At 66.9% G+C, this 11,298-nt stretch carries 8 protein-coding genes and 1 pseudogene; 7 read left to right on the top strand and 2 right to left on the bottom strand.

Translation table 11 applies throughout. The features are described from left to right. The first annotated feature begins 336 nt into the window (after positions 1 to 336). The 3 genes and pseudogenes from ACYPYD_RS06890 to ACYPYD_RS06880 form a co-directional block, all read left to right on the top strand. Entirely contained in the window at positions 337 to 1,437 is a 1,101-nt protein-coding gene (locus ACYPYD_RS06890) for a Ros/MucR family transcriptional regulator (protein ID WP_459662580.1), read from the top strand. A gap of 95 nt (positions 1,438 to 1,532) precedes the next feature. Beyond that, positions 1,533 to 1,847, top strand: a complete 315-nt coding sequence (locus ACYPYD_RS06885) for a hypothetical protein (protein ID WP_459662579.1) — start codon at positions 1,533 to 1,535, stop codon at positions 1,845 to 1,847. A gap of 197 nt (positions 1,848 to 2,044) precedes the next feature. After that, a pseudogene (locus tag ACYPYD_RS06880) lies at positions 2,045 to 2,339 on the top strand (helix-turn-helix transcriptional regulator); the annotation flags it as partial. Positions 2,340 to 2,379: 40 nt separating this feature from the next. Here ACYPYD_RS06880 and ACYPYD_RS06875 read toward each other — a convergent pair. Together ACYPYD_RS06875 and ACYPYD_RS06870 are read right to left on the bottom strand one after the other, a co-directional pair. Beyond that, entirely contained in the window at positions 2,380 to 3,372 is a 993-nt protein-coding gene (locus ACYPYD_RS06875; protein WP_459662578.1) for an aldo/keto reductase, read from the bottom strand. After that, positions 3,369 to 4,214, bottom strand: a complete 846-nt coding sequence (locus ACYPYD_RS06870) for an amidohydrolase family protein (RefSeq protein ID WP_459662577.1) — start codon at positions 4,212 to 4,214, stop codon at positions 3,369 to 3,371. Before ACYPYD_RS06870 ends, ACYPYD_RS06875 begins: the two co-directional genes overlap by 4 nt. A 104-nt stretch (positions 4,215 to 4,318) precedes the next feature. Here ACYPYD_RS06870 and ACYPYD_RS06865 point away from each other — a divergent pair, with 104 nt between their 5' ends. The 4 genes from ACYPYD_RS06865 to ACYPYD_RS06850 are packed head-to-tail and all read left to right on the top strand — an operon-like array spanning position 4,319 to position 11,203. Continuing rightward, a complete protein-coding gene (locus ACYPYD_RS06865; protein WP_459662576.1) occupies positions 4,319 to 5,167 on the top strand; it encodes a fumarylacetoacetate hydrolase family protein in 849 nt (282 codons plus the stop codon). Positions 5,168 to 5,226: 59 nt separating this feature from the next. Next, positions 5,227 to 5,955: an SDR family oxidoreductase gene (locus ACYPYD_RS06860; RefSeq protein WP_459662575.1), complete on the top strand. Its 729-nt coding sequence runs from the start codon at positions 5,227 to 5,229 to the stop codon at positions 5,953 to 5,955. A gap of 35 nt (positions 5,956 to 5,990) precedes the next feature. After that, positions 5,991 to 8,000: a right-handed parallel beta-helix repeat-containing protein gene (locus tag ACYPYD_RS06855; RefSeq protein ID WP_459662574.1), complete on the top strand. Its 2,010-nt coding sequence runs from the start codon at positions 5,991 to 5,993 to the stop codon at positions 7,998 to 8,000. Next, positions 8,000 to 11,203 carry an alpha-L-rhamnosidase gene (locus tag ACYPYD_RS06850; protein ID WP_459662588.1) on the top strand — a complete coding sequence of 1,068 codons (3,204 nt, stop codon included), beginning with the start codon at positions 8,000 to 8,002 and terminating at the stop codon, positions 11,201 to 11,203. The genes ACYPYD_RS06855 and ACYPYD_RS06850 overlap by 1 nt, the downstream gene beginning before the upstream one ends. Positions 11,204 to 11,298 lie beyond the last annotated feature (95 nt).

Here is an 11,298-nt window from a genome sequence, read left to right as displayed (position 1 = left end):
CTGAACTGCTCCAGATGAAGCTTCGGATGTCGATTGACACCTTTTTCCGCAGCTTGTTCACCGTGTTATCAACAGGCCGTACATCTATGGGGCATGCCGGGCAGATCGGGCATTGATGCTGACCGGCCGCCGCCAATCCGACCATAGGAGTATCTGTTGGCCAATCGTCTCATAGGAGCACGCGCCGTTGACGCATTGTTGTAGTCGGGCGTGCCTCAGATCGAGGTGTTCGCTATATTTACCCTTGAAAAGCACTGCAACCGCGTCGATCCATGACAAATTGCCATAAAGGCAATAGCTCAACGTCGTCGTTACAAATCCGAGAGGGGCAAATCGATGCCTGACACCGAACCGACTTCCGATATTGCTGCACTCACCGTTCAACTTCTGAGCGCGTATCTCGCCAACAATACGGTCAGTGCCGATGATCTTGCCGGGCTCATTCGCTCGACACGGGCCGCTCTGGTCGAAGACAGCGCCCCTGAACAAGCAGAACCCGAAGCACCTATCTTCACGCCCGCGGTTTCAGTGCGCAAGAGCCTGGCGTCGGCGGATCACATTCTCAGCCTCATCGACGGCAAACCTTACAAAACGCTCAAACGTCACCTGGCGAGCAACGGCCTCACCCCGGAACAATACCGTGAACGCTACAACCTGTCTGCGACCTACCCGATGGTCGCGCCGTCATTCGCGGCGCGGCGCCGCGAGATCGCCGAAAAAATCGGATTGGGTAGCCGCAAGGCAGTCGCTGAAAGTTTAGCGCCGGAACGCACTGGTTCGGTCGATGAAAGCGTTGAACTGAGCCCGTCAAGTGAACCCGCATCAGCACCAGGAAAGCCCAAGCGTGCGGCAAAGCCGAAGTTCACAGCAGCGCCAAAACAGCGCAAAGCTGCTCCAGTAACTGATGTGCCGCAAGCACCCGCTTCTTCGGTCGCCGCCCCTTCTGCCAAGCCCGTGAGGGAGGCAGCGAAGGCTGCGGCGGAGCCTGCTCCGGTATTGCCAAAGCGGCGCAACGTAAAAAAGGCTGGCAAAGCTCTCGCGGATTCCCCGTCTTCTGGGGCTGATACGGGAGCCGTCCCAGCGGTCAAGATATCTTCGAGCACTGCTGAGCCGGAGACCGCCGCGCCAAAGGTCGAAACCGCTGCTGTTGCCTCTGCCGAAACGAGGAAGCCAGAAAAGGCCGCGACCGGCGCCAAGACGCGGAGGAAGCAGCCGGTAAAGCGTATGGCACGGACACCTCAGCCGGCGAGAGGGTCTGCTGCCTCAATTCCAGTGGTGGAAGAAACTGCCGAAGTGGTCGAAAAGCCGAAGCGCCGGCGCAAGCTCGGCCTATTCGGGAACGAGGCCGCTGAGGCAACCACTGCGGTTGAAACGACCGTACCCGCTGTCGCGGAGGCTAAACCGCGCCGTAAGCGTCAGGCCACTAAGGCCAAGTAAAGCTGTCGGTCCCGCCACTCTGCCGCGACAGGCGGCAGAGTGGGATGGGGAGGTTGGCGTTCCCTACCAGACAGCTTCGCACTACCGACGATCCAATGGTAGTTCCTGGTCCCAAGGCGCTTGCCAGGCGCGACGTTGGGCACAACAATGAAGAACTCGCGCGCCGGCTCGCAACCAGGCATCCGCATCGTGACGATCCGATCGTCGCGGCGGTTGCGACCGCCCTGCCAAACTATGTCGACAGTCGCAACAAATCGGCGGGGTTGACCAGGCTCGCCGTTGTGAAGCCCGCGCTCGGCACGCAGTTCATCGCGGCGTCCGCCGCTAGGAGGCAAGGCGATCAGGACTTCTCAAGCGAAATGGAACAGGTTTCATTCGCGGGGCCGCGCGAGGTCTCGTTCTATGTATAGCGCCCCGGAAGTCGCCTAGGCTGAGCCGGCGGACCTTGCAATTTTACTCGGCTGGCTCGAACGCGAATAGGAGGAGGGCGGTGAGGGCTTCTGGAGCAACCGCGGCGTGATCGGCGGTGCGCTTGAGTATGAGACTCTCTGGGGCCGATGACGCGCCCGAGGGTAAGGACTTGGCCGTGAAAATCGAAGTGGACGGGAGACTGCGCATCGAGGAGATCGCCGGCGCGGCGGGGATTAGTCCATCCTCGCTGCACGCCCATTTCAAAGCGATCACGCGCATGACCCCACTCGACTATCAGAAGCAGCTTCGTCTGCAGGAGGCGCGGCGCCTGATGCTTGTCGCCGGGGCGAGCGCGGGCTCGGCGCGGCTTCGCGGTCGGCTACGACAGCCTATCGCAGTTCAGTCGCGCGGATCGTCGCCTGTTCGGCGCGCCCCCGCGGCAGGATATCGGGCGACTGCAGGCCGACCCTGACGTTGTGATGGCGCTCTGATGGGAGCCATCCGGGAGTATTGCGCCCTGAAGCGGAAGGCCTAGGCGGCCCGCTCGTCGATCAACGCCGCTGCCGCAAGGGCTGCCCAGAACGCGTCCGGGATCGGCGTGGCAGCCAGCATGACCGCGCTCGCCAGTTCATCGGAAGAGGCGATGCCGGGGATCACCGCCTCGACCACCGGATGCCGGACAGCGAATTGCAACGCCGCCGCGGCAAGCGGTATGCCGTGTTGCGCGCAGAGGTCCTCGATCAGCCCCACCCGCGCGACCACCTCCGGCGGCGGCGCTCCGTATTCGTAGCGGGTTGGCGGGTGATGCCGCACCCCGCGTGCGAGAATGCCCGAATTGAACGGCGCTCCGGCGACCACTTGCACGCCGCGCCGCGCGCAGAGCGGGAACAGTCCGTCCAGCGGCGCTTGTTCCAGCAAGGTGTAGCGGCCCGCCAGCAGGATCACGTCGAGGTCGGCGTGGCCCAGCACGTCCTCGCACACCGCCGTTTCGTTGACGCCCAGCCCGATCGCGCGGACCGCGCCGCTCGTTCGCAATTCCTGCATCGCGCGCAGGCCGCCGCCGAGGAATTCGCGCATCCGATCCTCGTGTGCGTCCCCGTGGGCATAACGGCCGATGTCGTGTGCCAGCAGTATGTCGATGCGGTCGCGGCGCAGGCGCTTCAGGCTGGCTTCGTACGAGCGCATGACCGCGTCGTAGCCGTAGTCGAACACGCTCTCGAACGGCTCGGGGGAGACGAAGCCCTGCCGGGCGGCGGAAAGATCGGCGTGGGGGGCGGGATCGAGTTTTCGGCCGATCTTGGTCGAGATCACGGCCTCGCTTGCCGGGTCGAGCGCCGCCAGTGCTTCGCCCAGACGCTTTTCGCTGAGGCCGAAGCCGTAGTGAGGCGCGGTGTCGAAGTAGCGCAGCCCTGCAGCCCAGGCGGCTTCGATCACGGCGAAGGCCTCGGCGTCGGTGACGGGGCGATAGAGGTTGCCGATGGCGGCCGAGCCGAAGCCCAGCGCTCCGGCGAAAAGAGGGGTCATGCGTGCTTCAGTCCGTAGAATTCGCGGGCCGCGCCTTCGAACAGGCGGGGGAGATCGGTATCGTCGTCGAATGCGCCGACGAGCATTAGCGTGTCGCGCAGCCAGTCGGCATAACTGTCGCCCATGTGGCGCAAAACCGGCCAGTCGGAGCCCCACATCGTGCGTGGTCCGAAGCAGGCCAGCACATGCGCTGCGTAAGGCGCCAGCGCGGTGGCCTCCTGCCCCGGCGCCTGCTGCGTGCGTAGGCCCGAGAGTTTGCACCATACGTTCGGCAACTGGGCCAGGGCCGCAAGATCGTCGCGCCAGGGATCGAGGGCGCCGTTTGCTGCGTCGGGCTTTCCGGCATGGTCGATGACGATGGGCAGCGCCGGCCAGCGCCGCGCGAAGCTGGCGAGGGCGGGCAGGTGGCGCGGCTCCACCAGTGCGTCGAAGCGCAGGCCATGCGCGACCATCGCGGTGATGGCGGGCGCGACGGCGTCGCTCAGGATCCACTCGCTGTCGGCGATTCCCTGCAGCATCGGGCGCAGGCCCCGGCACTTGGGCTCGCGCCCGAGTTTGGCGACGCGCGCCGGTGCGTCCGCCGTGTCGAGCGCGGCCCAGGCGACGACGCCCAGTACCGTCGGTTCGGTCGCGGCAAGGGCGAGGAGCCAGTCAGTGTCGCGATTGTCGGGCTGCGACTGGACGAGGATGGTGCCCGTCAGCATGATGCCCGCCGTTTCCGCAGCGAGATCGGGCGGCAGGAAATCGCGATGGAGCAGGGGCCAGTCGGTATTCGGCCAAGCGCATTCCGGAGCATTCACGCGCCAGAAATGCTGATGGGAATCGAGGATGCGCAAATCCATCGGCGCACCTTGCGGCCTTGCATCGGAGTTAAACATACTACATCATACAACATGACATGCGGCTGTCCATGCCGCGTTGGGATGATGCAGAAAGGAAGTTGCGAATGAAACTGTGCCGCGTTGGTGAAGCTGGCCAAGAGCGCCCCGCGATGATCGATGCCGAGGGCGGCATCCGCGATCTTTCCGGCCATGTCGCCGACATCGGACCCGATGCGATCGGCGCCGAAGGGCTCGCCCGCCTTGCCGCGATCGACCCGGTCTCGCTGCCTCTGATCGACCGCGCGGTGCGCTATGGCCCCTGCGTCGGGGGCACGCGGCAGTTCGTGGCGATCGGCCTCAACTATGCCGACCACGCCGCCGAATCGAACCTGCCGATCCCGGAGGAGCCGGTGGTCTTCAACAAGTGGGTCAGCTGCATTCAGGGGCCGAACGATCCCGTCACCGTGCCGCGCGGTTCGCGCAAGACCGACTGGGAAGTGGAACTCGGCGTCGTCATCGGCACCGAGGCCTATCAGGTGGACGAAGCCGCCGCGCTCGATCACGTCGCGGGCTACTGCGTCATCAACGACGTGTCCGAGCGCGAATGGCAGCAGGAACGCGGCGCGACCTGGGACAAGGGCAAGGGCTTCCCCGGCTTCGGCCCGATCGGCCCGTGGCTGGTGACGGCCGACGAAGTGGGCGATCCGCAGGCGCTGTCGATGTGGCTGGAGGTCAACGGCAAGCGGGTGCAGAACGGCAGTTCCGCGACGATGATCTTCACCGTGGCGCAGATCGTCTCCTACCTCAGCCAGTTCATGCGCCTGCTGCCGGGCGACGTCATCACCACCGGCACTCCGCCGGGCGTCGGCCTCGGCCAGAAGCCGGAGCCCTGGTATCTGAAGGGCGGCGACGTGGTGACGCTGGGCATCGAGAAACTCGGCAGCCAGCGGCAGGAGTTCGTCTCCGCCGATTGACACCGCGTGCGCCATGCGCTTAAATCATCATACGTATTATGTAATGATGGAGAGAGGGCATGGGGCGTTTGGCGGGCAAGACCGCGCTGGTCACGGCGGCCGGACAGGGCATCGGCCGGGCCAGCGCGGAAGCGTTCCTGCGCGAAGGCGCGCGGGTGATCGCGACCGACATCCGCGCGGACGTGCTGGCGGACTTCGCCGGGGTCGAAACGCGGGTGCTCGACGTGACCGACCCTGCAGCGGTCAGCGCCATCGCTGCCGCGCATCCGGAGGTCGACGTGCTGTTCAACTGCGCGGGCTTCGTCCACGCAGGCACGATCCTCGACTGTGACGAGGAGGCGCTGGATTTCTCCACCGCGCTCAACGTCACCGCGCAGTACCGCATGATCCGCGCGGTGCTGCCGAACATGATCGCGCGGGGCGGCGGATCGATCATCAACATGTCCTCGGTCGCCTCCAGCGTGAAGGCGGTGCCCAACCGCTTCGCCTATTCGACCACCAAGGCTGCGGTGATCGGCCTGACCAAGTCGGTCGCGGTGGACTTCGTGACGCAGGGCGTGCGCTGCAATGCGATCTGCCCCGGCACGGTGGAGACGCCCTCGCTGATCCAGCGTCTGCACGACACCGGCGATTTCGAGCGGGCCTATGCCGATTTCACTGCAAGGCAGCCGATGGGCCGCTTCGGCAGCGCGGCGGAACTGGCGGCGCTGGCGGTCTACCTTGCGTCCGACGAGTCCGCCTTCACCACCGGGGCGATCCACGTCATCGACGGTGGCTGGACGAGCTGAAAAAACGACGCTGAAAAAACGACAGGGAGAGTGACATGAACAAGGCCCGCCGCATCGCGCGCCATCTGGCCGTTCTGGCCGCGAGCGTCAGTGCCCTGCCGGCGATGGCGCAGGAGCGGGCCGTCGAGGTCCACGTCTCCCCCGCGGGTGACGATCGCAACCCCGGCACCGAGGCGCGGCCCGTGCGCTCGCTTACCCGTGCGCAGGCGCTGGTGAGACGCAGCAATGCCGGTGCCGACGTGACGGTCCTGCTGGGCGAGGGCGCGTACCGGCTCGACGCGCCGCTGGCGTTCCGCCGCGCCGATGGCGGGCAGGGCGGCCACAGCGTGACGTGGAAGGCAGCGGCAGGCGCGCATCCGGTGATCTCCGGCGGGATGACGGTGACGGGTTTCAAGCCCTATGATGCTGAGCGGCGCGTGTTCGTGGCGGACGTTCCCAAGGGCCTCGACACCCGCCAGCTCTGGGTGGACGGCACCTTGGGCGAACGGCCCTGGGTGGAACTGCGCGCTGGCGACGTGACCTTCGATGCGACCGGCTTCACGGTGGTGAACCCGAAGCTGGACTGGCTCTCCACGCTGGCGCGGCCCGACCGGGTGGAACTGGAAGCGACCGGCTTCTTCACCGACCGTGTCTCTCCGGTGAAGGCGATCGCGGGGCGCCGTGTCACGATGCAGCAGCCCGCCTGGGACAACAACACCTGGGGCTACGACACGATATCGAAGCCGATCTTCCCGGACGACAGCCGCCTGTTCCTCGTCGGCGCGCCGGAGTTCATCGGCAAGGCGAACGACTGGCATTCGCGCCCCTACCAGTGGGCGATCGACCCGCAGGCGGGCAAGCTCTACTTGCGCATCGGGCTGGACGAGGACATCGCAGGCCGCGAGGTCGTGGTGCCCCGGCTGGAGGCGCTCGTCTCCATCGCCGGCACGCCCGAGGCCCCGGTGGAGCACCTGCGGTTCGAGGGGCTGCGCTTCTCGCACACCAGCTGGCTCGGCCCTTCGCGCCCGACCGGCTACGCCAACCAGCAGAGCGGCGCGTTCCTCTACGAGACCTCGCCGATCCGTCCGGCGGACGCCTGGAAGACCTGCGGCTGGGGCTGCACCGAGTTCGAATCGATGCGCCAGAAGTGGCACCAGATGCCCGCCGCCGTGCAAGTGGCCACCGCGCGCGACGTGACTTTCGCGGGCAATACCTTCTCGCAGCTGGGGCAGGTGGCGCTGGGCATCGGCAACGACGCCAACGCCAACCTTTCGGGCGTGGGGCTGGCGACGCAGGGGGTGCGGGTGACGCATAACCGCTTCGCCGTGCTTGCGGGCAGCGCGATCATGGCGGGCGGCGTGCGGATCGAGGCGCACCATCCGGAGAACGCGAACCTCGTCAACCGCGACCTCGCGATCGAGGACAACACCGTCGCCACCGTTTCGCAGGACTACCGCGACAATGCCGCGATCCTGACGACCTACATTTCCGGCGCGCGCATCGCCCACAACGACATCACCGACGCGCCTTACGACGGCATCGCGGTGGGCTGGGGCTGGGGCTACAACGACGCGGGCGGCAACCCGAACTACGATGAGAACGCGAAGGGCTACGTCCACAACACCAGGTTCACCACGCCCACCACGCTGCGCGACACCGTGATCGAGGGCAACCGCATCCACGGCGTGAAGACCTGGTTCATGGACGGCGGGGCGATCTACAACCTCTCCGCCAATCCCGGCGCGGTGATCCGGGGCAACCACATCTTCGACATCGGCAACAAGATCGCGATCTATCTGGACGAGGGATCGAAGCACTTCCGCGTCACCGGCAACGTCGTCGAGACCGGGGGCAAGTGGCTGAACATCAACACGGCGGGCGCGATGTACAAGCGGCGCATCTCCACCGACAACGTGGCGAGCGGCAACTGGCACACCGTCAACACCACCGGCGGCCGCTGGCTGGAAGAGATCGGCAACACCGCGAAGGACAACACGCTGGTCCCCGATCGCAACTGGCCCGCAGCGGCGCAGGCGGTGATCGACAGCGCGGGGGTGCGCAAGTGATGGGCCTCGACCGCCGCGCGCTGCTGAAGGGCGCGGGTGCGCTGGGGGCAACCGTAGGTGTGCCGCTGCATGGCGCACTTGCACAGGATGCGGCGGCCTTGCGCATCGTCGATCTGCGCGCCGAGGGGCTAGTCGATCCCATCGGCCTCGACATGCAGGACGTGCGCCTGTCGTGGCGGCTGGAGAGCGGGCGGCGCGGGGTGGAGCAGGTCCGCTGCGAAGTGCAGGCCGCCTCCACCCGCGCGCTGCTGGAAGCGGGCACGCCGGACTTGTGGCACGCGGGCGAAGTGCTCACCCGGCGCAGCATGGACATGGGCTGGCTCGGCGCGCCGCTGAAGTCGCGCCAGAAGGTCTACTGGCGCGTGCTGGTGCGCGACGACGCGGGCACGCGCGCCGCCAGCCCGGTCGCCAGCTTTGAGATGGGTCTTCTCGACAAGGCGGACTGGCAGGCGCAATGGATCGAGGCGCAGACCGACCTCGAACGCGCCGACCGCGCCGCGGGGCTCGTCTGGATGCGCGGGGACCGCACTGCGGACGACAGCCCGCGCTTCTTCCGCATGGTCTTCGACCTCGGCAAGGCGGGGGAGGTGACGCTGTTCACCGGGGCCAACTTCAAGTCCACGCTCTGGCTCGACGGGGAGCAGGTGCAAGTGCCGCTGGGCTTCAAGCGCTTCGGCATCGACCCGGTGGAGGCGACCACGCGCCAGCTTGCGGCAGGCCGCCACGTCCTCGGCTTCCGGGTGGAGAACCCGCGCGGCTTCAACGGCCCGAAGATCCACGAGATCGCCGCCACCGCCATGATCCGCAGCCCCGCGCGCCGCATCACCAGCGAAGGCATGCGCACCGCGCTTCATGCGGGCGAGGGCTGGTCGACGGTCGGCTTCGACGACAGCCGCTGGGACAAGGCCGCCCGCTCGGCCCAGCAGCCGCAGGGTTTTCCGCGCAGCGGCGCGTACATGCTGCGCCGCGAGTTCAGGCTGGGTAAGCCGGTGCGGCAGGCGCGCCTGCGCATGACCGCGCTGGGTGCCTACGTGGCAGAGATCAACGGGCAGCGGATCAGCGACGCGTGCCTCGCACCCGAAAGCAGCGACTTCCGCTTCACCGCGCTCTACCGCACTTATGATGTCACCGCGCTGCTGCTCCCGGGCGCCAACGCCATCGGCGCGATGCTGGGCGAGGGGTGGTATGGCAGCTATCACGCCCCCGCCGGTCGCTATGCCTTCGGCGACCCGCCGCTCCGCCTCTTCGCGCAGCTGGAGGTGGAGCACACCGACGGCACCCGCTCCATCGTGGCGACGGACAAGGATTGGCAACTGCGCCCCGAAAGCTCGGTGACGCAGGCCGAGATCTACTACGGCGAGGACTACGATGCGCGGCTCGAACAGCCGGGCTGGTCGAAGGCGGGTTTCCGGGGTGCGGGCTGGGTGCCCGCGCGCATCGGCAGGACACCGCCCTGTGCGCTCGTCTCCCATGTCGGACCGCCGCTCAGGCCGATCGAGCGGATGGCGGCGAAGTCGATCACCAGCCCGGGCGGGGACCGGCACGTCGTCGATTTCGGGCAGAACTTCGCGGGCTGGGTGGAACTGAAGACCAGTGGCCGGGCGGGGCAGCAGATCTCGCTCAAGTTCGCGGAGATCCTTGGGGCCGATGGCGCGGTCGATCAGGCCAACTTGCGATCGGCGCGCTGTGCCTGCCTCTACACCCTGCGCGGCGATCCGGCGGGCGAGACTTATCAGCCGCATTTCACCTACTTCGGCTTCCGCTATGTCGAGGTCAGCGGCCTCGGCCGCGCGCCGACGGAGGAGGAGATCGCCGGGATTGTCGTCTCCAGCGCCTTGCCTGAAACCGGCCGCCCGCTGATCGGGAACCGGATCATCCAGGGCCTGTGGCAGAACAGCCGCTGGAGCCAGCGCTCCAACTTCTTCGGTGTCCCCACCGACTGCCCCCAGCGCGACGAGCGGCTGGGCTGGACCGGCGACGCCAACGTGTTCTGGGACGCGGCGGCCTTCACCATGGACGTAGGCCCCTTCACCCGCCGCTTCATGGGCGACATGCGCGATGCGCAGGGGCCGCGCGGGGAATTCCCGGACTATGCGCCCTCGGGCTGGCAGGACCAGTTGCTCGGCGCCTCGCCGGGCTGGGCGGATGCGGGGGTGATTCTGCCGTGGACGGTGTGGCAGCGCTATGGCGACACTGCGATCGTCGATCGCAACTGGTCGGCGATGACTCGCTACATGACGTTCATCGCGCAGAACAATCCCGACAAGGTCTGGCGGACCTTGCGCGGCTACGACTACGGCGACTGGGTGGCGCTCGACGCGAAGGAACCGGGCGACGAGACGACGCCCAAGGATCTGATCGCCACCGCCATGTGGAAACGCTCGGCGGACGCCATGGCGGACATGGCCAAAGGCTCGAAGCGCCAGCCGGAGGCGGAGCGCTACGCGCAGTTGTCGAAGGATATTGCTGCAGCATTCGGTGCAGCATTCGTCAGGCCGGACGGCAGCGTGGGCAACGGTTCGCAGTGCGGCTACATCCTTGCGCTGCGTTTCGGGCTGGTGCCGGAAGCCTTGCGCGCGGCGGCGACGGCCAGACTGGTGGCCGACATCCGGCGGCGCGGCACGCTGCTGTCCACGGGCTTCCTTGGCACCCCCTTCAGCCTCGACGCGCTGGCCGATCAGGGCGAGCATGCGCTGGTCTACGACCTGCTGCTGCGCACGGCGTTCCCCTCGTGGGGCTATATGATCGCCAAGGGCGCGACGACGATCTGGGAGCGCTGGAACGCCGACATGGCTGATGCCTCGATGAATTCGTACAACCATTATGCGCTGGGGGCGGTGACGGGCTTCGTGTTCCGCCGTATCGCCGGGATCGACCCGCTGGATGCGGGCTTCCTCAAGTGGCGCTTCGACCCCGTGCTGGACCCGCGCCTGCCGCGCGGCGGAGCGAGCTACGACAGCGTGCTGGGGCGCATCGTGACGGACTGGACTTATGCGCCGGAGCGATCCGACGCGCGGTTCGAGGCGCGGATCGTGGTGCCCGCCAATTCGCGCGCCGAGGTATGTTTGCCCGCACGCTCGGTGGATGCCGTTCGCGAGGGCGGGCGGCCGGTTTCCGGGGTGCAGCGGGGGGACCGCGTGGTCCTGGAAGTGGGGTCGGGGGAGTATCGCTTCACGGTGGATGATTCGTCGTCCCGGACCTGATCCGGAACTAGGTTGGACTCAAACCCTCTTCGTCATTGCGAGCGCAGCGAAGCAATCCAGGGCGTGCGTAAACCGCCCTGGATTGCTTCGCTGCG

The organism is Novosphingobium sp. 11B, assembly GCF_054589055.1.
Note: the sequence above shows the minus strand (reverse complement) of the source record. Positions and strands in the feature narration are given on the sequence as shown.